General features: G+C 69.5%; 19 protein-coding genes. 7 read left to right on the top strand and 12 right to left on the bottom strand.

The window, feature by feature from the left end:
- Positions 1–43 precede the first annotated feature (43 nt).
- The 7 genes from RAB70_RS14965 to RAB70_RS14935 all read right to left on the bottom strand — a co-directional run bounded on the left by RAB70_RS14965 (position 44) and on the right by RAB70_RS14935 (position 5,614).
- A complete protein-coding gene (locus RAB70_RS14965; protein WP_148828180.1) occupies positions 44–913 on the bottom strand; it encodes an alpha/beta fold hydrolase in 870 nt (289 codons plus the stop codon).
- Positions 910–1,719 (bottom strand): bifunctional hydroxymethylpyrimidine kinase/phosphomethylpyrimidine kinase, encoded by an 810-nt coding sequence (gene thiD, locus RAB70_RS14960; protein WP_148828179.1) that lies wholly within the window; start codon positions 1,717–1,719, stop codon positions 910–912. Before thiD ends, RAB70_RS14965 begins: the two co-directional genes overlap by 4 nt.
- Positions 1,720–1,766: 47 nt before the next feature.
- The gene (locus RAB70_RS14955) at positions 1,767–2,435 is read right to left on the bottom strand and encodes a YoaK family protein (protein ID WP_148828178.1); all 669 of its coding nucleotides are present in this window, start codon (positions 2,433–2,435) and stop codon (positions 1,767–1,769) included.
- An 84-nt stretch (positions 2,436–2,519) separates the two neighbouring features.
- Complete coding sequence (locus tag RAB70_RS14950; protein WP_051067627.1) at positions 2,520–2,981, bottom strand: hypothetical protein; 462 nt, start codon at positions 2,979–2,981, stop codon at positions 2,520–2,522.
- A gap of 29 nt (positions 2,982–3,010) precedes the next feature.
- Positions 3,011–4,411: a PhoH family protein gene (locus RAB70_RS14945; protein ID WP_026144466.1), complete on the bottom strand. Its 1,401-nt coding sequence runs from the start codon at positions 4,409–4,411 to the stop codon at positions 3,011–3,013.
- Positions 4,412–4,493: 82 nt separating this feature from the next.
- The gene (locus tag RAB70_RS14940) at positions 4,494–4,973 is read right to left on the bottom strand and encodes a peroxiredoxin (RefSeq protein ID WP_148828176.1); all 480 of its coding nucleotides are present in this window, start codon (positions 4,971–4,973) and stop codon (positions 4,494–4,496) included.
- A 65-nt stretch (positions 4,974–5,038) separates the two neighbouring features.
- Entirely contained in the window at positions 5,039–5,614 is a 576-nt protein-coding gene (locus RAB70_RS14935; RefSeq protein ID WP_087943489.1) for a glycine cleavage system protein R, read from the bottom strand.
- Positions 5,615–5,780: 166 nt separating this feature from the next.
- On the opposite strand from RAB70_RS14935, the gene dapA reads away from it, so the two are divergent.
- The gene (dapA, locus tag RAB70_RS14930; protein WP_148828175.1) at positions 5,781–6,689 is read left to right on the top strand and encodes a 4-hydroxy-tetrahydrodipicolinate synthase; all 909 of its coding nucleotides are present in this window, start codon (positions 5,781–5,783) and stop codon (positions 6,687–6,689) included.
- Between the two features lie 17 nt (positions 6,690–6,706).
- Positions 6,707–7,231: a hypothetical protein gene (locus RAB70_RS14925; protein WP_048489026.1), complete on the top strand. Its 525-nt coding sequence runs from the start codon at positions 6,707–6,709 to the stop codon at positions 7,229–7,231.
- A 450-nt stretch (positions 7,232–7,681) separates the two neighbouring features.
- Here the strand turns inward: RAB70_RS14925 and fdxA are convergent, their stop codons facing one another.
- The 5 genes from fdxA to RAB70_RS14900 all read right to left on the bottom strand — a co-directional run bounded on the left by fdxA (position 7,682) and on the right by RAB70_RS14900 (position 11,696).
- Positions 7,682–8,005, bottom strand: a complete 324-nt coding sequence (fdxA, locus tag RAB70_RS14920) for a ferredoxin FdxA (protein WP_017913166.1) — start codon at positions 8,003–8,005, stop codon at positions 7,682–7,684.
- Positions 8,006–8,103: 98 nt separating this feature from the next.
- The gene (locus RAB70_RS14915; RefSeq protein ID WP_148828174.1) at positions 8,104–9,003 is read right to left on the bottom strand and encodes a 2-dehydro-3-deoxygalactonokinase; all 900 of its coding nucleotides are present in this window, start codon (positions 9,001–9,003) and stop codon (positions 8,104–8,106) included.
- A complete protein-coding gene (locus tag RAB70_RS14910; protein ID WP_148828173.1) occupies positions 9,000–9,923 on the bottom strand; it encodes an SMP-30/gluconolactonase/LRE family protein in 924 nt (307 codons plus the stop codon). The genes RAB70_RS14915 and RAB70_RS14910 overlap by 4 nt, the downstream gene beginning before the upstream one ends.
- Positions 9,924–9,927: 4 nt before the next feature.
- The gene (dgoD, locus tag RAB70_RS14905) at positions 9,928–11,079 is read right to left on the bottom strand and encodes a galactonate dehydratase (protein WP_148828172.1); all 1,152 of its coding nucleotides are present in this window, start codon (positions 11,077–11,079) and stop codon (positions 9,928–9,930) included.
- On the bottom strand, positions 11,076–11,696 hold the full coding sequence (locus tag RAB70_RS14900; protein WP_017909521.1) for a 2-dehydro-3-deoxy-6-phosphogalactonate aldolase: 621 nt from the start codon (positions 11,694–11,696) through the stop codon (positions 11,076–11,078). The genes dgoD and RAB70_RS14900 overlap by 4 nt, the downstream gene beginning before the upstream one ends.
- Before the next feature lie 282 nt (positions 11,697–11,978).
- Between RAB70_RS14900 and RAB70_RS14895 the strand changes: the two genes are divergently transcribed.
- From RAB70_RS14895 to RAB70_RS14875, 5 genes are all read left to right on the top strand, one after another.
- Positions 11,979–12,941 carry a LysR substrate-binding domain-containing protein gene (locus tag RAB70_RS14895; RefSeq protein ID WP_148828171.1) on the top strand — a complete coding sequence of 321 codons (963 nt, stop codon included), beginning with the start codon at positions 11,979–11,981 and terminating at the stop codon, positions 12,939–12,941.
- Positions 12,942–13,307: 366 nt separating this feature from the next.
- On the top strand, positions 13,308–16,166 hold the full coding sequence (locus tag RAB70_RS14890; RefSeq protein ID WP_148828204.1) for a TonB-dependent receptor: 2,859 nt from the start codon (positions 13,308–13,310) through the stop codon (positions 16,164–16,166).
- Positions 16,167–16,251: 85 nt separating this feature from the next.
- Positions 16,252–18,186 (top strand): sialate O-acetylesterase, encoded by a 1,935-nt coding sequence (locus tag RAB70_RS14885; protein WP_148828170.1) that lies wholly within the window; start codon positions 16,252–16,254, stop codon positions 18,184–18,186.
- Between the two features lie 17 nt (positions 18,187–18,203).
- Positions 18,204–19,889 (top strand): DUF5597 domain-containing protein, encoded by a 1,686-nt coding sequence (locus RAB70_RS14880; RefSeq protein WP_148828169.1) that lies wholly within the window; start codon positions 18,204–18,206, stop codon positions 19,887–19,889.
- Between the two features lie 53 nt (positions 19,890–19,942).
- Positions 19,943–22,825 (top strand): TIM-barrel domain-containing protein, encoded by a 2,883-nt coding sequence (locus RAB70_RS14875; protein ID WP_148828168.1) that lies wholly within the window; start codon positions 19,943–19,945, stop codon positions 22,823–22,825.
- Positions 22,826–23,534: the final 709 nt, after the last annotated feature.

Raw genomic sequence — 23,534 nt, 5'->3', positions numbered from 1 at the left:
TGCGGGAGTCGATCGGGCCCGTCAATGCTCTTTCCGAAAAATTTCACCGATCCCCGGCCAGCAACGCCGCGGCCACCGCCGCAGGCCGCTTCATCCAGGCGAAATGGTCGGCGGCCACGCCCAGTTGCGTGGCGTCCAGGCAGCGGATCTGCGGCGCCGGCGTGGCCAGCTTGTCGAGCAGACCGCGCAGCGAACTCTCCGGCGCCAGCCAGTCGTCCTGCAGCACCACGCCACGCGCCGGCAGCGTCAGATGCGCCAGTTGCGCCTCCAGGTCGATCGCCAGGCCGGCCGCGGCGTAGCGGCCGCTACGGCCCACGTGCGCCCAATCGGCGATCAGGCCGCGCGCTTCGGTGCCGCCAAAGCCCAGGCGGCGTCCATGCAGCACGCCTTGCCGCTGCGCCAGCCACGGCAGCAGGCGGTACGCCAACGGCAGCAGATAGCCGCGCGGCGCGGGAAAACGGCGCCAGTACGGCGTGCCGCTGGCGACCAGCCACAGCGCGGCGAAGGCCTGCGGCTGCAGGCTGGCGTAGCAGCAGGCGAGCTGTCCACCGAGGCTGTGGCCGCCGACGAGCAGCGGTGCCGCGATCCCGCACCCGGCGATCGCCGCTTGGCTGGCGGGCAGATCCAGGTGCAGCAGAGCGCGATAGCCCCAGTCGCATTGCCGGGACGGCCGCAGCGTGCTGCTGCCGTTGCCGCGCCATTCGTGCAGGAACACCGCGACGCCGTGCGCGGCCAGCGCTTCGGCGAACGGCAGGTAATGGCGCGCGGCCACGCCCAGCGCCGGCAGCCACAGCAGCGCCTGCCGCGGCGCGTCGGGAACGCGCGCCAGCAAGCTCCAGCGATGGCCGTCGGCCGCGGCGACGGGCAGGGCGTGCTCGGCGATCGCGGACGCGGCGATGGGCGCGGCGCTCATGGGCCGCGGGCTGCGCCGAAGTGGTCCAGCACCGCCACGTCGCTGCGGCCGGGCCGGTAACTGCCGCGCAATGCGCGCGCTACGTAGTCGATCGCCGCTTCGCAAGCGGCCGGCAAGGCCAGGCCCTGGCACAGCTGTGCGGCGATCGCCGCGGCCAGGGTGCAGCCGGTGCCGTGCGCATCCAGCGGCAGACGCGCATGGCTGAACTCGCTGCGGCTGACGCCGTCGTCGTAGCGGTCGATCACCCGCTGGCCTTCCTGCAGGTGGCCGCCCTTGAGCAGCACCGCCTGCGCGCCCGCCTCCAGCAGCGCGGCGGTGGCGCGCTCGGCGTCGTCGGCGGTGTCGATCGGGCGGCCGAGCAGCAACTGCGCTTCCGGCACGTTCGGCGTCACCAGCGTCGCCAGCGGCAGCAGGCGCTTGCGCAGCGCGTCCAGGGCATCGTCCTGCAGCAGCTTGGCGCCGCTGGTGGCCACCATCACCGGGTCCAGCACCACCCACGGTGGGCGATATTCTTCCAGCGCATCGGCGACCAGGTGGATCACCTCGGCGTTGGCGAGCATGCCGAGCTTGACCGCGCCGATGTCGAAGTCGGCGAAGCAGGCATCGATCTGTGCGCGCAGGAACGACAGCGGCGGCACGTGTACCGCGGTGACGCCGCGGGTGTGCTGTGCGGTCAGCGCGGCGGCCGCCGCCAGCCCGTGCACGCGGTGCGCGGCGAAGGTCTTGAGATCCGCCTGGATGCCGGCGCCGCCGCCGGAATCGGTGCCGGCGATGCTCAGTGCGGAGACGACGGTGGGTTCGCTCATGCGCCGATTGTGCAGGGCCGGCGCGGGTTATGCACTCGGCCGCGCCTTCAGCGCTCGCGGCTGCGGTAGTGCGCCTGCAGCGCGTACAGCGTACCGACCGTGCCGGTCAGCAGGGCGGGGCCGAGCAGGGCGTCGAAGCCGACCTGCCGGTAGGCCCAGGCGCCGAGCACGCCGCCGCACAGGAAGCCGCCGATGATCAGCAGGCTCAGGCGGATGCGCCGACGCGGCAGCGGCAGTCCGCGCAGCGCCTGGCCCAGGCCGATGCCCAGATCGGTGAACATGCCGGTGAGGTGGGTGGTGCGCACCACTGCGCCGCTGTAGATGGTGGTGGTGGCGTTCTGCAGGCCGCAGGCGATCGCGGCGAGCACGGCGCCGGCGAGTTGCTGCTGCTTGAACGCCTGCATCGCCGCCAGCAGCAGCAGCGCCTCCAGCGCCAGCGCCACGCCGTAGCGGCGGCCCAGGCGCAGGCGGCTGTCCTGCACGATGAAGCCGCCGAGCATCGATCCGCCGAGGAACGCCAGCACTACGCCGACCAGTTGCGCGATCGCGCGCGCGTCGCCATCGGCCAGCGCCGCGCCGAGCAGGGTAGTGGTGCCGGTGAGGTGGGTGACCGCCTGATGTTCGAAGCCGAGATAGCCGACCACGTTGACCATGCCGGCGACCGCGGCCAGCGTGCCCGCGAAGGCCCAGGCCCAGCGGGGCAGTTCCAGGTTCATGCCGCGCGCGATGCGGCCGCGGCGCGGCGACCGCGGTGCGCGGCCGCCCCGGCACGCCGCCAGTGGCACCTGACCGCAGCCATCTCAACGTGCGCCGTTGACCGCGATCTCGGAGAAGCGGGCGCTCGCCGGGTCGTAGACCGCGCCCCAGAAACGGTTGCCGCCGCCGCAGGCCTTGACCGCGTCGACCGTGGGGTCGCGCTCGCTGCTGTCGTCCGGCGCGAAGGCGTTGACGTAGATCGCCTGCTTGCCGCGGTACAGGATGCCGACGTACTGGCGATCGGACGCGCTGGGGTCGGCGATCTGCGGCTGCAGTTGCGCCAGATGCGCTTCCAGTTGCGCGATCTGTTCCGGGGTCGGAATCCAGTAGCCGGTGACCGCGCCGTCCTGGCGCGCCGGGCTGTCGCGCGAGCAGGTGTCCAGCACCTGCGTCGCGGTGCTGTTGCGGGTGACGATCCACGACTGCCCGGCCTTGACCGCGGTCGGCACCATGGCCGGCCCGCGCGCGGTGGCGCAGGCGCCGAGCAGGGCCATGGCCAGCGCCATGCCTGCCAGGCGCACGCCGGCCGCCGCGTTCACAGGACCTCCGAGGCGTAGTCGGCCAGGCGCGAGCGCTCGCCGCGGCGCAGGGTGATGTGCGCGCTGTGCGGCCAGGCCTTGAAGCGGTCCACCGCGTAGGTCAGGCCGGAGGTGGTCTCGGTCAGGTACGGCGTGTCGATCTGTTCGACGTTGCCCAGGCACACGATCTTGGTGCCGGGGCCGGCACGGGTGATCAGCGTCTTCATCTGCTTCGGCGTCAGGTTCTGCGCCTCGTCCAGAATCAGGTAGCGCGACAGGAAGGTGCGCCCGCGCATGAAGTTCATCGAGCGGATCTTGATGCGGCTGGCGAGCAGGTCGTTGGTGGCCTGGCGGCCCCAGGTGCCGCCTTCCTGGGTGTGGGTGAGCACTTCCAGGTTGTCGGTGAGCGCGCCCATCCACGGCGTCATCTTCTCTTCTTCGGTGCCGGGCAGGAAGCCGATGTCCTCGCCGACGCTGACCGTGGCGCGGGTCATGATGATCTCGCGGTAGCGCTGCTGGTCCATGGTCTGCGCCAGGCCCGCGGCCAGCGCCAGCAGGGTCTTGCCGGTGCCGGCGGTGCCGAGCAGGGTGACGAAGTCGATTTCCGGGTCCATCAGCGCGTTGAGCGCGAAGTTCTGCTCGCGGTTGCGCGCGGCGATGCCCCACACCGCGTGCTGGCCGCTGCGGAAGTCGTCGACCAGCGCCAGCGTCGCCTTGCGCTCGGCGTTGACCTTGACCACGCGCAGTTCCACTTCGTCCTCGCCCGGCAGGTACAGGTACTGGTTCGGATACCAGTCCTCGTCGGCGGCCAGGGCGATCTCGTAGCAAGTGCGGCCCTTGTCGCTCCAACTACGCAGGTCCTGGTTGTGCTTCTGCCAGAAATCTTCCGGCAGTTCGATCGCGCCGGTGTAGAGCAGGCTGAAATCGTCGAGCGCGCGGTCGTTCTCGTAGTCCTCGGCGACCAGGCCGCTGATCGCGGCCTTGATGCGCAGGTTGATGTCCTTGGACACCAGGATCACCGGGATTTCCGGCTGCTCCTCGCGCAGCGCCAGCACCGCGGCCAGGATCTTGTTGTCCGGGGCCACGCTGCCGAAGCTGCGCCCCGGCTCGACCGGGCGCACCTGGAAGTACAGCCGGCCGATGGCGCCGGTGCTCTTGAGCTGGATGCCCTGCGGATGGCTGAGCGGAATGCCGGATTCGATCTGCTCGGCGCCGGCGCCCTCGATCAGCTCGTTGAGGAAACGGCTGACCTGGCGCGCGTTGCGGCTGACTTCGGACATGCCCTTCTTGGCATTGTCCAGTTCCTCGATCACCTGCATCGGCAGGAACACGTCGTGTTCCTCGAACTTGAACAGCGCGGTCGGATCGTGCATCAGCACGTTGGTATCCAGCACGTAGATGCGCTTGCCTCGGGTCATCATGGATTCCTGAAAGAGGAGCAGGGACGCGCCATCGCTGCCTGCGGGGCAGGGCGATGCGGGGTGCGGGAAACGGCGGTGATCACTGCTGGGCGGCGGCCTGCAGTGTGTCGAGCACGGCCTGGGCGTGGCCGGGAACCTTGACCTTGCGCCAGCTGCGGACCAGCTGGCCGGTCGGCGAGAGCAGGAAGGTGCTGCGCTCGATGCCCAGCACCTGGCGGCCGTACATGTTCTTTTCCTTGATCACGTCGAAGGCGCGGCACAGCGCCTCGTCGGCATCGCTGACCAGGGCGAAGCGGAAGCCCTGCTTGGCGCAGAAGTTGTCGTGTGACTTCACTGAGTCGCGCGACACGCCGAGCACAGTGGCGCCAGCCTGCTCGAACTGCGGCAGCAGTGCGTTGAACTCGACGCCTTCGGTGGTGCAGCCGGGCGTGCTGTCCTTCGGGTAGAAATACAGCACCAGCCAGCGGCCGGCGTAATCGCCGAGCGTGGCGCTGGCGCCGCCTGACAGCGCCAGCGGCAAGGCCAGCGTGGTGCGGTCCAGGGTGTCGCCGTCCTTCATGGGGTGTCCTCCGCGTGCATCGCCATCATCTGCGTTCGATTGCGTCGGTGTCCAGCGCGGCGCACTCAGAACTTCATCGGATCCATGATCGCGTCCAGGTTGAGGTGGTCGCAGAACTCGAGGAAGTCGTCGCGCAGCGCGGCGATGTGCATGTTCGCCGGCACCCCGATCGTCACCTGCGCCGAGAACATCTCCGCGCCGGTCTGCATGGCGCGGTAGCGCGTGCTCTGCAGGTTTTCGATGGTGATGCCCTGGCGGTCGAAGAAGTCGGCCAGCTGGAACAGGATGCCCGGTTTGTCGGCGGCGATGACTTCGACGATGTACGGCAGCAGATTGGACTGCGCCTGCTTGGCGCCGGTGCGGTACCACACCAGCTTCATGCCTTCCTCGCGGTCGAGGCGGGTGAGCATGGCTTCGAGCTTGGCCACCGAATCCCACGAGCCGGTCGCCAGCGCGGTCACCGACACGTCGCGGCCGACCGTGGCCAGGCGCGCATCGACGAGATTGCAGCCGCTGTCGGCGATGCGACGCGTCACCGGCAACAAGGGCGACTCCGGATGCGTCGTGTAGGCGTTGATCAGGAGGTGGTTTTCGGTCGGCGCGGGCCGGGGCGTGGTGTCGGTCAAAGGGGCTTCCGGCATTGCGTAAGGCTGAACGGCATCCGGGCGGTCGCCCGGCATGGTGTGCAGCATACTTGCCCGCGCTTTCGGGCCGCAAGTAACATGCGGAGCGACCCTGCCCCGCGTGCGGGGCCGACCCGTCCGCGCAGCCTGCGCGGCCCTCTTCTCCCAGCGAGCACCCGGCATCTTGTCCCTCTCCGGCATCATCACCGCCCTGGCCACGCCCTTCCAGGGCAATGGCGACCTCGACCTCGACGCCTGGCAGCGGCTGCTCAAACGCCAGCTCGACGGCGGCGTGCAGGGGCTGGTGGTGGCGGGATCGACCGGCGAGGCGGCTACGCTGCTGGACGAGGAGTACGACCGGATCCTGCGCGAGGCGGTGCAGACGATCGACGGGCGCGTACCGGTGCTGGCCGGGACCGGCCTGTCCGGCACCGCCAAGACCGTGGCGCTGACCCAGCGCGCCGCCGCCGGTGGCGCGCAGTACGCGCTGGTGGTGACGCCGCCGTACGTGCGTCCGACCCAGGCCGGCTTGATCGCGCACTACACCCAGGTCGCCGAGCAGGGCGGCCTGCCGGTGGTGCTGTACAACGTGCCCGGCCGCACCGGCTGCGACCTGCTGCCGGAGACCGTGGCGCACCTGGCGCAGCATCCGAACATCGTCGGCATCAAGGAAGCCGTGAGCGACCCGCAGCGCATCGCCGCGCTCGCCGCCCTGCGCAGCGATCGCTTTGCCGTGTTCAGCGGCGACGACGGCAGCGCCGCGCAGGCGATGCTGGCCGGCTATGACGGGCTGATCTCGGTCGCCTCCAATGCCTTGCCGCGCGCTTACCGGCGCCTTTGCGACCTGGCGCGTGCGCGCCAGGCCGAGCCGGCACAGGCCTGGGACGCGCGGCTGCAGCCGTTCCATGCGTTCTGCGGCATCGAATCCAACCCGATCCCGGTCAAGGCGCTGCTGCAGCGCGCCGGGATCGGCCAGGGCCTGCGGCTGCCGCTGCTGCCGCTGTCCGCGGCGCACCATGCCACGGCCGACCGACTTGCCGCCGACGCTGCCGCGTTGGAAGACCTATCCAGCCGCGAAACGCTCGCGGCCTGACTCCAGGAGATTGATTGATGCGTGCTTCCGTTCCCTACGTCCGCGTGCTGTCGGCCGCCGTGCTGGCGACCACCCTGGTCGCGGCCACCAGCGGTTGCAGCTGGTTCCACAAGGGCAAGCCGCGCGGCGACTACGCGCTGGCGCCCGACATGCGTCCGCTGGAAGTACCGCCGGATCTGACCTCGCCCGATACCTCGGCGGCGATGAAGGTGCCGGCGCTGGCCTCGGCGCAGCGTCCTGCTGCCCCGGCCGGTCAGGCCCCGGCGGCCTCGAACAGCGGCTTCGTGGTGCCGGGCGCGCGCGACCAGGTGTTCGGCCAGGTCGGCGACGCGCTGGGCGGCATCGAAGGCGTCACCATCGCCAGCCGCGCGCAGCTGCTGGGCTCCTACGACGTGGCCTACGAAGGCAGCAACTTCCTGGTGCGCGTGGTGGCGGTGGATGCCGGCGTCTACGTCTCGGCGGTGGACCCGCGCGGCCTGCCGGCCACCGGCGAAGCGCCGGTCAAGCTGATCGCCGCGCTGAAGGCCAAGCTGGGTCACTGAGCCGAGCCGGTGTGGTCCGGCGCCTGCGCCGGATCTGCTGCAGAACGCGAAACGGGCGCCCAGTGCGCCCGTTTTCGTTCGGCAAGAACACTGCGCTGCTTCTTTGTGGATGCAAGGAGCGGCGTTGGCCGCGATGGGCTCTGCGAGATGCGCGTGGCGTCTGATTCAAACAAGGCAATAAGAGCCGCTCCTTGCTTCTGCGCGCCGTACCCTCACCCCAACCCCTCTCCCGAGGGGAGAGGGGCTTCGGCTTCTTCCTTCTCCCCTCGGGAGAAGGTGCCCCGAAGGGGCGGATGAGGGTGCGGGAGAAGCCTCGTGTCCTACGAGGTGTAACCGGGTGGTCCGGTCGAGCGGCGGCAACGCGAGTTGTCAGAGGCGCCCTGAAGCCGCAGCTTGTCTCTGGTTTTGTAAGGTCTGGCGGGCAGTGCCCGGGCAGAATCCGCGGCGCAGTTACTTCTGCAGCAGCGGCAGCTTGTTCGGCTTGCCGTCCCACTCGGCGGCGTCGGGTAGCGGTTCCTGGCGCGTGGTCAGCACCGGCCAGGCCTTGGCCAGTTCCGCGTTGAGCGCGACGAAGCTTTCCTGGCCGGCGGGCACGTCGTCTTCGGGATAGATGGCGTTGGCCGGGCATTCCGGCTCGCACAGCGTGCAGTCGATGCACTCGTCCGGATCGATCACCAGGAAGTTCGGGCCGGCGTGGAAGCAATCCACGGGGCACACTTCCACGCAGTCGGTGTATTTGCACTTGATGCAGTTTTCGGTGACGACGAAAGGCATGGCGGGATCCGGCGATTAACCCAGTAATTCTAATGCAAAGCGGCCGCCGCCGCCGTGTGTGCGGGGCAGCGGGGCAGGAGACGGGCGGCGCGCGCGGCTCAGCCGGCCAGGCCGCCGTGCTGCTGCGCCAGCCGATACAGGCCGCGTGCGGCCAGGTCCTCCGGATGGGTGCGCACGCGGCTGCCGAGCGCGGCCAGCGCATGCGCGTAGCGCGCCAGCAGGCCGCTGCCGCCGACCAGGTGCACCACCGGCGGCAAGGCGGGGTGCGCGCGCAGTTCGTGGCCGATCAGCAGGCCGGACAGGTAGGACGGTGCCGCGGCGGCGCTCAGGCGTTCGAACAGGCCCAGGCTGCGCACGCCGAACAGATGGTGCAGCAGGCCGCCGGGTTCGCCGCTGCGCTGCACGCCGGCATCGAACGCGGCCGCATCGAAGACGCCGTCGTCGGCGTCCATCAGCCGCGCCAGCAGGCTGTGCGTGCGCAGCAGCGCGTACAACTCGCCGGTCATCATCGTCGCCAGCGAGGCGATGCGCCCATCCTGCAGGGTCACCCACTTGCTGTGGGTGCCGGGCAGGCAGACGTGGTGGATCTCGGTCGTCGGCGGTTCCTGCGCGAGCAACGCGAGCAGGCCGATCAGCTGCGTCTCCTCGCCGCGCATCACGTCCGGCACGGCGTCGGCGTCGCTGGCCACGCCGGGTACGAACCACAGCGTGCGGCCGGGCAGGGCCGGATCCTGTAGCGGCTGCATCGCCGCGGCCAGGGCGGCAGCGTCGGCCGGGCAGGGCGCGTACGGCAGTTCGATCCAGCCGTTGCGGCTACCGATCATCCCGCACAGGACGATGTCGCCGTCCCAGCCGTCGATCAGGGTGGCCAGGGTCGCGGCGAAGCGGCCCTGGCAGGCGGCGATGCCCTGGTCGCTGCGGCGCTGGTCGAGAATGCAGCCGTCGGCGTCGAGCCGATAGCCGCGCAGGCTGCTGGTTCCCCAATCGACGACGATCATGCGCTGGCGATGCGTCCTTCGGGCAGGCCGGCGATGCCGACCGCAGCCACGTACACGCCGCCGGCCTGCGGCGTGCGTGCCAGTTCGTCCTCGCTGTGATCCTGCCGCGAGGTGCTCAGGTACAACGTGCCGCCATCGGCGCCGCCCAGGGCGGGGCAGGTGGGATGCTTGACCGGCAGGGCGACGCGGCGCTCGACGCTGCCGTCGGGGCGGTAGCGCACCACCTGCCAGGCGCGCCATTGCGCGTTCCACAGGTGGCCTTCGGCGTCGACGATGGCACCGTCCGGCTCGGCGCCGGCATGGTCCAGTTCGGCGAACACGCGGCTGTTGGCGGTGTGCGCGCTGTCCGGGTCGTAGTCGCAGCACAGGATGCGCGGCTGCACCGAGTCGCAGTAGTACAGGGTGCGGCCGTCGGCGCTGAAGCAGATCGCGTTGGGAATGGCCACGCCCGGCAACGGCAGGCGGCGCAGGCCGTGGCGCGCCGACCACTGGTAGAAGCTGCCGACCGGCGCCTGGTCCTCGCGCTCGCTCATGGTGCCGAACACGAAGTTGCCGTGGCGGTCGGCGCGGCCGTCGTTGCTGCGGGTGTCGTCGCGTTCCGGCTCCACGTCCGCCAGGTGCTGCAGCGGCAGCGCGCTGTCGGCCTCGGCGGCGGCATCCGGATCGGCGGCGTACACGCCCTTGGCCAGCGCCAGCAGCAGGCGGCCGTCGTCGAACAGGCCCAGGCAGCCGGGACGATCGGGCAGGTCCCAATGCCGGCTGACGTTGCTGGCGGGATTGTGGCGCCACAGGCGGCGGCCGCTGATGTCGACCCAGAACAGCACGCCGCGGCGCTCGCACCACAGCATGCCCTCACCATGCGCACAGCGGCTGTCCACCGCCAGCGTGGCGGTGTGGCGGGGCGGAAGAGAGGTGTTCATCGGCTCACCACTCGGCGATGCTGCCGTCGGCGTGACGCCAGATGGGGTTGTGCCAGTCGGGTGGGTTGGCGTTGGCATGGCGCAGGCGCTCCTCGTCGATCTCCACGCCGAGGCCCGGTTTGGGCAATGCGGCGATGCTGCCGCCATTGTCGCAGGCGAAGTCGTCCTTGTTGAGCACGTAGTCGAGCAGGTCGGCGCCTTCGTTGTAGTGGATGCCGATGCTCTGTTCCTGCAGCACCGCGTTGTGCGAGACGAAATCCACCTGCAGGCAGGCGGCCAGCGCCACCGGGCCGAGCGGGCAGTGCGGCGCCAGGCCGACCTCGTAGGCCTCGGCCATGCTGGCGATCTTCAGGCATTCGGTGATGCCGCCGGCGTGCGAGAGGTCCGGCTGCAGCAGCGAGAGGCCGCCGGCCTGCAGCACCGGCTTGAAGTCGAAGCGCGAGAACATGCGCTCGCCGGCCGCCAGCGGGATCGGCGTGGACGCGGCCAGCCGCGGGTAGTACTCGGCCTGCTCGGGCAGCACCGGCTCCTCGACGAACAGCGGCTTGAACGGCTCCAGTTCGCGCAGCAGCACCCGCGCCATCGGCGCGGCAACGCGGCCGTGGAAGTCGATGCCGAAGTCGATGGCGGTGCCGAACGCCTCGCGGATCTGCGCCACCTTGGCCACCGCCGCATCCACCGCGCGCGGGCCGTCGATCAGCTTCATTTCCTCGGTGCCGTTGAACTTGAAGGTGTCGAAGCCGAGGTCGCGGTAGCCCTGGATCTGCGCGATGGTCGCTGCCGGGCGGTCGCCGCCGACCCAGCGGTAGGTCTTCATGCGGTCGCGCACGCGCCCGCCGAGCAGTTCGTACACCGGCACGCACAGTGCCTTGCCCTTGATGTCCCACAGCGCCTGGTCGATGCCGGCGATGGCGCTCATCAGGATCGGGCCGCCCCGGTAGAAGCCGCCGCGGTAGAGCATCTGCCAGATGTCGTTGATCCGCGCCGGGTCCTTGCCGATCAGGCTGTCGCCGAGTTCGCGCACCGCGGCCTCGACGCTGCGCGCGCGGCCTTCGATGACCGGCTCGCCCCAGCCGGTGATGCCCTCGTCGGTCTCGATCTTCAGGAACAGCCAGCGCGGCGCGGCGTGGTAGGTGGTGAGGCGGACGATCTTCATGCGCGGTCCAGATAGGCGTGGCGGAAGGCGGCGGCGTGCGCCTGGGTCTGTGTCAGCGACTGGCCGGGGCGGTACAGCTCGCCGCCGATGCCGGCACCGATCGCGCCCGCGCCGAGGTAGTCGTGCAGGGTCTCGGTGTTGACGCCGCCGACCACGAACAGCGGCACCTGCGCCGGCAGCACCGCGCGCAGGGCGCGCACGTGGCCGGGGCCGTAGGTGGCGGCGGGGAACAGCTTGAGCATCTGCGCGCCGGCATCCAGCGCGTCGAACGCCTCGGTGGCGGTGGCGAAGCCGGCCACCACCTGCAGGCCGCGCGCCACCGCGTGGCGGATCACCGGCGGGCGCGTGTTGGGGGTGACGATGAAGCGCGCGCCCAGATCGGCCAGGGCGTCGACGTCGCCGATCTGCAGCACGGTGCCGCCGCCGATCCAGCAGCGCTGCCCGAACGCCTGCGCGGCCGGGCCGATGCTGTCGGCCCAGCGCGGCGAGTTGAGCGGGATCTCGATCGCGTCGTAGCCGGCATCGGCCAGCGCCCCGACGTGCGCCAGCGCGTCCTCGGGGGTGAGACCGCGCAGGATCGCGATCAGCGGGAGTCGGAACGGGGAGGCGGCGGACATCGGAATACCTGGCAGAAACGACGGTGACGGAGGCGCCCGGCCAGCGCGGCGCAGCGGCGGGACCGGGCGGCGGGAGGCCACGGTCCGCGCCCGTGCGTCGGCGCGCTGGCGCCAAGCCGGCGGCATCCGCCGCGGCAGGCCGGTGCCCGACGACGGCGACGCCAGCGGGGGCGCGATGGGTCGTAGCCTGCGCGCGTGAGCTATGCTCTGCAAATGAAATTTTAGGCATATTCTATTCCGCCGCCGAATAGGCGGTTTCGCCTTCCAGGACGCCTGCCCACGATGAATGCTTCCGCCAACCCCTGGTTCAACGCCGCGCGCCTGAAGACCCGGCATCTGTTGTTGCTGCTGCAGTTGCACGAGCACCGTTCGGTGCTGCGCGCGGCCGAGGCGGCCAGCATGACCCAGCCGGCGGCGTCCAAGCTGCTGGCGGAAATGGAGGACCTACTGGGGGTGAAGCTGTTCGAGCGCCACGCGCGCGGGGTCGAGCCGACGTGGTACGGGCAGGTGCTGATCCGCCGCGCGCGCGCGGCGATGTCGGAGATCGGCCGCGCCCAGGAAGAGATCGCCGCACTGTGCGAAGGGCGCATGGGCCAGGTCTCGATCGGCACCGTGGTCAATCCGGGTACCAACTTGGTGCCGCAGGCCATCGCCGAGGTCAAGCGCGAGTTCCCCGGCATCCTGGTGCGGGTGGAGATGGACTACAGCCGGCCGCTGGTGGCCAAGCTGCTCGATGGTCAGCTCGACATCGTGATCGGGCGCATCCTCGGGCCCTATGGCGCCGAGGCGCTGGAGTTCGAGCCGCTGGCCGACGAGCCGCACTCGGTGATCGCGCGCGCCGGCCACCCGCTGTCCACCCGCGCCGACCTGCGCCATGCCGACCTGGCCCGCTACGGCTGGGTGCTGCCGCCGGCCGACAGCGTGCTGCGTGCGCGCCTGGACGCGATGTTCCTGGAGCACGCGGTGCCGGCGCCGCAGAACGTCATCGAGACCTCGTCGCTGCCGGTGATGACCAGCCTGCTGCGCGGCAGCGACCTGCTGGCCGCGCTGCCGGCCGAGGCGGTGGCGCCGTATGTACAGGCCAAGCTGCTGACCGTGTTGCCGATCACGCTGGGCGTGCGCATGGAATCGTTCGGCATCGTGCGCCGCCGCGACTATCTGTTGCCGCCTGGCGCCGAACGCGTGTTGCTGGCGTTGCGCAATGCGGCCAAGCGGCTGTATCCCGAGCGCGCGGCGAGCGCTTGAATGCCGTCGCAGGCGCTGCCATGTCGTAGACGGACGATTTCGTAGACATGCCGTGGTGCGCGTCCCGCTAGTCTTGAATCGCATAGCTGGACGGGAATTTTTCATTTGCTTCACGCGAATGTCATTTCTAGTCTCGGCCGATCGCGGTAGCGACCGGCCTGCCACTCTGCGCAGCGGCGCCATCCGATACGGCAGCGGCTGAGACCGACGCCGTCACAACTCGCAGGACGGCGCCCTGGTGCGACCGTCGCCCGTGTCTGTGTGCATGTCTCCTGGGAGGGAAACAGCATGGCATCGCAGCATTCTTGTGGTCCGGCTCTGCCGACCGCAGCGTCACGTCGTCCCCGTGTTTTGCCGCATTCGCTCATCGCGCTGAGCATCGGCCTGCTGCTCAGCGCACAGGCACTGGCGCAGGAGGCGGAGTCTGCGAGCGCACCGCCTGCCGCGCGCAAGAAGGGCGACCCGGTGACCCAGCTCGATGCGGTCGAGGTCAAGGGCGTGCGCGGCAGCCTGATCAAGTCGCAGTCGATCAAGCACGATGCCGAGCAGATCGTCGATTCGGTCAGCGCCGAGGACATCGGCGCGCTGCCGGACCGCAGCGTCACCGAGACCCTGCAGCGGGTCAGCGGCGTGACCATCGATCACTTCATGGCGCGCAACGACCCGGACCACTTCTCGGCCGAAGGCAGTGGGGTGATGATCCGTGGCATGACCCAGGTGCGCGGCGAACTCAACGGTCGCGACAGCTTCAGCGCCGCCAGCGGACGCGGGCTCAGCTTCGAGGACGTGCCGGCCGAACTGATGGCCGGCGTGGACGTGTACAAGAATCCCTCGGCGGAGATCATCGAAGGCGGCCTCGGCGGCACGGTCAACCTGCGCACGCGCATGCCGTTCGACCAGCCCGGCCGCGTGATCGGCTTCACTGCCGACGTCAACTACGGCGACCTGAGCAAGACCTACAAGCCGTCGGGCTCGTTCCTGTTCAGCGATCGCTGGAATACCGGCCTGGGCGAAATGGGCTTCATGCTCGATGTGGCGCACTCGGAGCTGGCCACGCGCAGCGACGGCATCCAGGTGGAACCGTTCGTGCGCCGCACCGATCCCGCGCTGCTGGCCGGCACCAGCTTCGACAAGGTGTACGTGCCCGGTGGCGTCAACTGGCGGCAGCTGGCGTTCGAACGCAAGCGCAAGGGCGTGGCGGCCGCCTTCCAGTGGCGGCCCAGCGATGCCACCGACCTCTACGTGCAATACCTGCGCTCGTCCTACGACATGAATTGGCAGGAGCGCGCTGCGTTCTTCAACGACGACACCAACGCCATCGCGCCGGCGCCGGGCACCACCTTCACCTACGACGACGCAGGCCGTTTCGTCAGCGGCTCGCCGGCGTCCAGTTCCTGGCGCGGCAACGTCACCGGCAACGACGGCGTGCGCTTCTACACCGACAACCGCTACGCCCGGCAGAGCACCACCACCTCCGATCTGTCCGGCGGCTTCACCCATCGTTTGACCGACCGGCTGACCGTGCGCGGCGACATGCAACTGGTGCAGTCGCAGAGCGACACCCTGGATTTCACCCTGTTCAGTTCGATCTATCTGCCGGGCCTGACCTTCGACCTCAGCGGCAAGTATCCCGCAGTGACCCTGGCCGACCCGAGCTACACCGCCGACCCCTCCAACTACTTCTGGAGCGCGGCGATGGATCACCTGGCCAAGAACCGCGGCCGCGAACTGGCCACGCGCTTCGACCTGGAGTACAGCTACGACGACAACCCGTGGCTGCGCACCTTCCGTGTCGGCATCCGCGCCACCGACCGCACCCAGACCAACAAGAATTCCGGCTACAACTGGGGCGTGATCAGCGACAACTGGGCGACCATCCCCGGCGCCGCCACCGGCCTGGCCGACCTGGCCAGCTACATGACCGCGTCCTCGTCGCTGTATTCCTTTTCGAACCTGCTGCGCGGCAAGGTGCGCGTGCCCAACAACCTGTATTTCCCGCGCAACAGCGCGGTCAAGGACTACGCCGGCACCTCGGCGCTGATCGAGCAGATCGTCGCACTGCGCGGTTATGGCTGGGCGCCGGACCAGTATCAGTTGCAGGACACCAACCGCCAGTTCGAACGCACCCAGGCCGCGTACATGGTGATGTACTTCGGCAACGACACCGCGCTGGGCGTGCCGGTGGACGGCAACATCGGCGTGCGGGTGGTGCAGACCAGGACCGAGGCCTCGGGCTACGGCCAGTATCCGGACCTGTCCGCCACCTCGGCCTCGGACGCGCTCAAGGCCCAGTATTACGGGCAGTACTTCCCGAACGACGCGCGCGGCAGCTACACCGACGTGCTGCCGAGCCTGAACCTGCGCTTCAAGTTCTCCGATGCGCTGCAGTTGCGCCTGGCCGCGTCCAAGGCGATGGCGCGGCCGGACTACACCCAGTTGCAGCCATATCTGCTGCTCACCGCCACCGTCAACGACGACGGCTCGCTGAAGGACTGGACCGGCTCCGCCGGCAATCCCAACCTCAAGCCGATGAAGGCCGACCAGTACGACGCCGCGCTGGAGTGGTACTTCGACAGCAGCGACATGATGTACGTGACGCTGTTCTACAAGAGCGTCAAGGACTACTTCTCCAACCAGACCGTCACCGAAAACTATGGCGGCCAGGATTTCCTGGTGACGCGTCCGTACAACATGGACAAGGGCCGCATCCGCGGCTTCGAGTACGGTTACACGCAGTTCTTCGATTCGCTGCCGGGCTGGATGAGTGGCTTCGGCGTCAATGCCAACTTCACCTTCGTCGACAGCAGCGGCGGCGTGAACACGGCCACCGATCCCTACACCAAGACCACCGTGACCGGCGTGGCGCTGCCGCTGGAAGGCCTGTCGCGGCGCAGCTACAACCTCGCCGGCATCTACGAGAAGGGTCCGCTGTCGGTGCGCCTGGCCTACAACTGGCGTTCGCGCTATCTGCTGACCGCCAGCGACGTGTCGACCAAGCTGCCCACCTGGTCGGACGACTACGGCCAGCTCGACGGCTCGGTGTTCTACCGGTTCACGCCGCACCTGCAACTGGGCATCCAGGCCAACAACATCACCAACGCGGAGACCAAGGTGCTGATGGGGCCGACCTCCTACAGCGATGGCGAGGTCGACCGGCATCTGTACACGCGCAGCTGGTTCGTCAACGATCGTCGCTACTCGCTGGTGCTGCGCGCCAACTGGTAGGCGCGCAGCAATCTCCGGCGCGCGGTCCGCCTGCGGCGAGGCGGATGGCTGCCGCCGGTTTTTCCTCCCGACACAGGAACCGCTCATGGCAAGACCGCTGCATCCCACCGTTCGCCTGGCGCTGCTGGCGCTGGCGTTCGCGTCATGGCCGGCCGCGGCGGAACTGCAACTGCCGTTGCTGTTCGCCGACGGCGCCGTCCTGCAGCGCGATGCACCGATTCCGGTCTGGGGTTGGGCTACGCCTGGCGCACGCATCCAGGCGCGCCTGGACGGTGCCAGCGCCAGCGCGGTCGCGGGCCGCGATGGTCGCTGGCAACTGCAGTTGCCGGTGCATGCGGCCGGTGGCCCGTACGTGCTGGAGGTGCAGGGCGACGGCAGCCAACGCCGCATCGGCGACGTGCTGATCGGCGACGTGTGGCTGGCCAGCGGCCAGTCCAACATGGAGTGGCCGCTGGCGCAGGCGCGCGACGGCGCACGCGAAGTGGCGGCGGCCACGGATCCGCAACTGCGCAACTTCAAGGTGCCCAAGGCCTGGTCGGCGCAGCCGCAGCCACGGCTGCCCGGCGGCAGTTGGGTTGCGGCGACGCCCGCCACCGCCGGCGCATTCTCGGCGGTGGCGTATTTCTTCGCGCGCGACCTGCGCCAGCACACCGGCGTGCCGATCGGCATCATCGACAGCACCTGGGGCGGCAGTGCGATCGAGGCCTGGATGGACGCGGCCTCGCCGGGCGTGGACGCGGCGCAGGTGCGCACGCGCATCGCGCAGATGCAGGCCAAGGACGCACAGGACCTCGGCGAGACCCGGCGGCGCGTGGCGCGCTGGCCACAGCCGACCACCGCGGATGCGGATGCCGGCTGGGCCGCTGCCGATCTGGACGACCGCGACTGGGACCGCCAGCCGCTGCCGGGGCTGTGGGAACAGCATGGCTACGTCGGCATGGACGGCGTCGCTTGGTATCGCACCACCTTTACCCTCAGTGCAGCCGAAGCCAAGACCGGCGCCGTCGTGGGCATCGGCCCGGCCGACGATGCCGACACCACCTACGTCAACGGCGTGGAGGTCGGCCACACCGAAGGGCGCTACACCGAGCCGCGCCGCTACCGCGTGCCGCCGGCAGCGCTGCGCGCCGGCGTCAACCACATCGCGATCCGCATCCTGGATACCGGCGGCTTCGGCGGCATTCCCGGCGATGCGACGGCGTTCTTCGTGCAGCCCGACGGTGGCCAGCTGCGTTCGCTGGCCGGCGACTGGCAGTTCCGCCCAGGTCAGGTCACGTTGGCCGCCAACGACGACAAGAACCAGGTGCCGACGCTGCTGTACAACGCGATGATCCATCCCTTGCAGCCGTTCCCGGTCAAGGGCGTGATCTGGTACCAGGGCGAGAGCAACGCCTACCCGTATGGCGCGCTGCGCTACCGCGAGCAGTTCGCCTCGCTGATCGGGCGCTGGCGGCAGGAGCGCGGACAGCCGCAGCTGCCGTTCCTGTGGGTGCAACTGGCCAACTGGAAGGCGGGCAACGACCAGGGCGACCTGAGTCCGTGGGCGCAACTGCGCGAATCGCAGACCAGGACGCTGGCGCTGCCGGCCACCGGGCAGGCGGTGACCATCGACATCGGCACGCCGGACAACATCCATCCCCCCAACAAGCAGGACGTGGGGCATCGCCTGGCGCTGGTCGCACGCCACGTGGCCTACGGCGAAACCCTGGTCTACAGCGCGCCGATGTTCGCGCGCGCCACGTTCGCCGATGGCCAGGCGCAGGTGATGTTCGACCTGATGGGCAGCACCCTGGCGGTGCGTGGCGGCGGTACTGTGCTGCGTGGCTTCGCCCTGGCCGGCGCCGATCGCCGCTTCCATCCGGCGCAGGCACGGATCGAGGGCGACCAGGTGGTGGTCCGCAGCGACGAGGTGCCGCAGCCGCAGGCAGTGCGCTACGCCTGGAGCGAAAACCCCGAGGACGCCAACCTGGTCAGCCGCGAGCAGTTGCCGGTGGGCCCGTTCCGCAGCGACGACTGGTGAGGCTGGGCGCCGGCCACATGCGGAGAATCGGATCGCCGTCGCGCGCGTTGCGCACCGCATGGCGGCTGCCGGTCCTGCTGTCGCTGCTGCTGAGCGGCTGCCAGGCCGCGCCGGATGCACCGTCGGCGGAGACGCACACGCCCGCTGCCGCGACATCGGCGCCGGCCCAGGCACCGATCCCGCGCCTGGTCAGCAACGACGGCCGCCACGCGCTGTTGGTCGACGGCGCGCCGTTCCTGATCCTCGGCGCGCAGGTCAACAACTCCAGCAACTATCCGGCGGCGCTGGCGCAGGTGTGGCCGGCGATCCGCGCGCTGGGACCGAACACGGTGCAGGTGCCGATCGCCTGGGAACAGGTGGAGCCGGAAGAGGGGCAGTTCGATTTTTCCTTCGTCGACACTCTTTTGGCGCAGGCGCGCACGCAGCGGGTGCGGCTGGTGCTGCTGTGGTTCGGCACCTGGAAGAACAATGGCCCCAACTACACGCCGCACTGGGTCAAGACCGACGATGCGCGCTTCCCGCGCGTGGTCACGCGCGACGGGCGACGCCTGGGTTCGCTGTCGCCGCTGGCGCCGGCCACGCTGCAGGCCGACCGCACCGCCTTCGTTGCCTTCATGCGGCATCTGCGCCAGGCCGATCCGCAGCGCACCGTGATCATGGTGCAGGCCGAGAACGAGCCGGGCACCTACGGCAGTGCGCGCGACTTCTCGCCGATGGCGCAGCGCGTGTTCGACGGCCCGGTGCCACAGGCGTTGCTGCAGCGGCTCGGCAAGTCGCCGGGCAGCTGGGCGCAGGTGTTCGGCGCCGAGGCCGACGAGATCTTCCATGCCTGGCACATCGCGCACTTCATCGACCGTATCGCCGAGGCCGGCAAGGCCGCGTATCCCTTGCCGATCTACGTCAATGCGGCGTTGCGCGGCCCGTTCAATCCGGGCCAGCCCGGGCAGTACGCCAGCGGCGGCCCCACCGACAACGTGCTGGACGTGTGGAAGGCGGCGGCACCGCACATCGACCTGCTGGCGCCGGACATCTACATGCCCGAGTACCCGCTGTACACCACGGTGCTGCAGCGCTACGCGCGCCCCGACAACGCGCTGTTCGTCGCCGAGACCGGCAACCGCCCCGAGTACGCGCGCTACCTGTATCCGGCGCTGGGCCACGACGGCATCGGCTGGTCGACCTTCGGCATCGACTACAGCGGCTATTCCAACGATCCGCTCGGTGCCAAGCGCGTGGATGCGCAGGCGCTGGCGCCGTTCGCGCTGGGCTATCGCGCGGTGGGCATGGGCATGCGCGTGTTCGCCCGCGCCGCGGCCGCCGGCAAGCTGCACGGCACCGCCGAGGCGCCGGGCCATGCGGTGCAGGAACTGCCGCTCAACGCGCGCTGGAGCGCCACCGTCACCTACGGCGTGCCGCAGTTCTGGTTCCAGGGCGAGCCGCCCGGCAATCCCGCGCCGATCGGCGCGGCGCTGATCGCCGAACTCGGCCCGGATACCTTCCTGATCACCGCCCAGCATGCGCGGGTGACCCTGCATCCGGCCAGCGCCACGACCGCCAACATGCTCTACGACCGGGTGGAGGAGGGTGTGTACGACGGCGAGCAGTGGCGGTTCCGGCGCAACTGGAACGGCGACCAGACCGATTACGGACTCAACTTTTCCGACGTGCCGCAATTGCTGCGCGTCACCCTGGCGACTTATTGACCATGCGGCGGCGCCAGACGCGCCATGCCGCGTGACTTTCCAAGGGAGTGACCATGCACCACGCCAACCGTTGCCTGCCGCCTTCGTTGCCACGCCTGTTGGCGCTGGCGTTGCTCGCGGTCGCCGCGTCCGCCGCCGCGCAGCAGGTGACCCGCGATGCCGATGGCGTCACCGTGCATCCCAGCGGCAAGGGCGCCGCGCCGGTACGCCTGCAGGTGATCGACCGCGGCATCGTCCGGGTCAGTGCCGATCCGACCGGCGCATTCCAGCGCACACCCAGCCTGATGCGGGTGCCGGTGCAGGGCGACACCGGCTTTACGCTGGAGCAACACGGCGACACGGTGCAGCTCAAGACCGCGCGGATGACCGCGCAGGTCTCCACCGTCGACGGCCATGTCGGCTTCAGCGATGCGCAGGGCACGCCGCTGCTGGCGGAAGTGGCGGGCGGGCGCAGCTTCGCGCCGTTGCAGGTCGAGGGCCGCCACTACCTGAGCGTGCGCCAGCGCTTCGTCTCGCCGCCCGACGAGGCCTTCTACGGGTTCGGCCAGCACCAGCAGGGCTGGATGAACCAGAAGGGCCACGACATCGAACTGCTGCAGAGCAATCTCGACATGGCGGTGCCGTTTCTGGTCTCCAGTCGCAACTACGGGATCCTGTGGGACAACAACGCGATCACCCGCTTCGGCGATCCGCGCGGGCTGCAGCCGCTGCCGGCGACGCTGCGCCTGTACGACGCGCAGGGCAAGCCTGGTGCGCTCACCGCGCATTACGCGATCGACGGCAAGCCGGTGCTGGAGCGTCGCGAAGCCGACATCGACTATCAGTACATCAAGGACCTGGCGAAATTCCCCGCCGCGGCCAAGCCCGGCGACAAGCGTCGCATCCAGGTGCGCTGGGAAGGCCAGATCGAGGCCGAACGCAGCGGCACGCATACTTTCTCGCTCTACGCCAGCGAGTACGCCAGGCTGTGGGTCGACGGCAAGCTGCTGGTCGACCGCTGGCGGCAGAACTGGAACCCCTGGCACCACGAGTTCGCGCTGCAGTTGCAGCCCGGCCAGAGGCATTCCCTCAAGGTCGAGTGGGACCTGATCGATCCCAGCTACATCGCGCTGCTGCATCGCGACCCGCTGCCGGCGGCCGAAACCGGCGACCTGTCGCTATGGTCGGAAGCGGGGCAGATGATCGACTACTACGTCGTCGCCGGCGACAACGCCGACCAGGTCATCGCCGGCTACCGCACGCTCACCGGCAAGGCCGTGTTGCTGCCGAAGTGGGCCTACGGCTTCTGGCAGAGCCGCGAGCGCTACAAGACCCAGGACGAACTGCTCGGCGTGCTGGCCGAGTACCGCCGGCGGCAGTTGCCGATCGACAACATCGTGCTCGACTGGTCGTACTGGCCGGAGAACGCCTGGGGCTCGCACGCTTTCGACCGCGCGCGCTTTCCGGATCCGGACGGCATGGTCAAGGCGGTGCACGCCAGCCACGCGCAGCTGATGATCTCGGTCTGGCCGAAGTTCTACCCGAGCACGGACCACTACAAGGAACTGGACGCGGCCGGGCACATCTACCGGCGCAATGTCGAGGTGGGCGAACTGGACTGGATCGGCAAGGGCTACACCAACGCCTTCTACGATCCGTACGCGGCCGATGCGCAGGCGATCTACTGGCGGCAGATCGACGAAACACTCAACCGCAAGGGCATCGATGCCTGGTGGCTGGATGCCGACGAACCCGACGTGCACTCCAACCTGGACATCGCCGAGCGCAAGGCGCGCACCACCCCGACCGCGCTGGGGCCGTCCACCGAGTTCTTTAATTCCTATCCGCTGCCGCACACCCACGGCGTCTATGCCGGCGACCGCGCCGCCGACGGCAAGCGCGTGTTCATCCTCTCGCGCAAGGGCTACGCCGGCATCCAGCGCAATGCCGTGGCGGTGTGGAGCGGCGATATCGCCTCGCGCTGGGAGGACATGCGCGAGCAGATCTCCGCCGGCGTCAATCTGTCGATGTCGGGCCTGCCGAACTGGACCTTCGACATCGGCGGCTTCGCCGTGGAGAAGCGCTACGAACGCCAGGACCCGGCGCACATGCCCGAGTGGCGCGAACTCAACACGCGCTGGTTCCAGTTCGGCGCCTTCGTGCCGCTGTTCCGTTCGCACGGCCAGTTTCCGTACCGCGAGATCTGGAACATCGCGCCGGAAGGCACGCCGTACTACGCCAGCATGGCCTACTACAGCCGCCTGCGCTACGCGCTGCTGCCCTACATCTACACGCTCGCCGGCGACACCTATCACCACGACGGGGTGATGATGCGCGGCCTGCCGATGGACTTCCCGCACGACCCCAAGGTCGCCGACATCGACGACGAGTACCTGTTCGGCCCGGCGTTCCTGGTCGCGCCGGTGACCCGCTTCGGTGCGACCTCGCGCCAGGTCTACCTGCCGGCGGGCACCGACTGGATCGACTTCAACAGTGGCGCGCGCCACGCCGGCGGCCAGACCATCGACGCCGCCGCGCCGCTGCAGCGCATACCGCTGTTCGTGCGCGCCGGCGCCATCGTGCCGATGACCCGCGTGCAGCAGTACGTCGACCAGATCCCGGATGCACCGCTGACCGTGGTGGTCTATACCGGCGCCGACGGCCGCTTCTCGCTGTACGAGGACGACGGCACCGGCTACGGCTACGAGCAGGGCGAGTTCAGCCGCATCCCGCTGCAGTGGGACCAGGCCAGCGGCGTGCTGCGCATCGGCGCGCGCGAGGGGCGCTGGCCGGGCATGCAGGACCGGCGCACCATCCATGTGCGCTTCGTCGATGGCCCACGCGACGATGCCGGCGCACTCGAACCCGCGGCCGACGCCAGCGTGGAGTACCGCGGCCAACCCCTGGAGGTGCCGCGCAAGCGGACCGGCCATGCCGTCGAGGCGCGGGCTGGATGAGCCTGGCGCGAGATGTCGCCAATGTCAGTTGCCGCGTGCTGGCGGTCATGGCGTGCCGACTGGGGCGCGATGCAGCGAAACATGCGCGCTACGCCCGTACCCTCATCCGCCCCTGCGGGGCACCTTCCCCCAAAAAAGGGGGCCATGGTCCCGACGGGAGAAGGAAGGCGAGTTCGCAAGCGACGGTACGACCCAGGTGACGGCAAAGAAGCGGCAGCGGCGCGCTTAAGCCCCTCTCCCCTCGGGAGAGGGGTTGGGGTGAGGGTACGGAGCGCAGGGCTTCATCCGCTCCCTGGGGTACTTCCCCGAAGAGGGCCATGGTCCAGGGGGAGAAGGGATGCATCGAATGCGCTCCGCTGCAACGTGCTCACGCCTTGCGCGCAGGTTTGATGCGGTGCACCAAGATGGTGCCGTGTGTAGACACCTCCTGCGCAGAGTCGAGACCGCGCCAGTCGTCATCGTGTCGCGCATGCGACGGGCCGTCCCTGCATGCAATGACATCCGTTGGCTCGATCCTTGTCCTGCTTCTGCATGCGTTGACCGTGAATTGGCTGCAGAGCGGCTGGAACCGGTGCGTGCGTACGCCATCGCCCGGGACGCGCTGGCAGCGCGCGGCACCCGGCGTCATCATGCGCCGCTGCGTGATGCGTGCAGTGCGCACTACACTCGGCGACACGGCGAGTGGTCCCCGCACGCCGGCCTTTCTTCT

The sequence above is a fragment of the Xanthomonas sontii genome (genome assembly GCF_040529055.1).
GTDB classification, from domain to species: domain Bacteria; phylum Pseudomonadota; class Gammaproteobacteria; order Xanthomonadales; family Xanthomonadaceae; genus Xanthomonas_A; species Xanthomonas_A sontii.
Note: the sequence above shows the minus strand (reverse complement) of the source record. Positions and strands in the feature narration are given on the sequence as shown.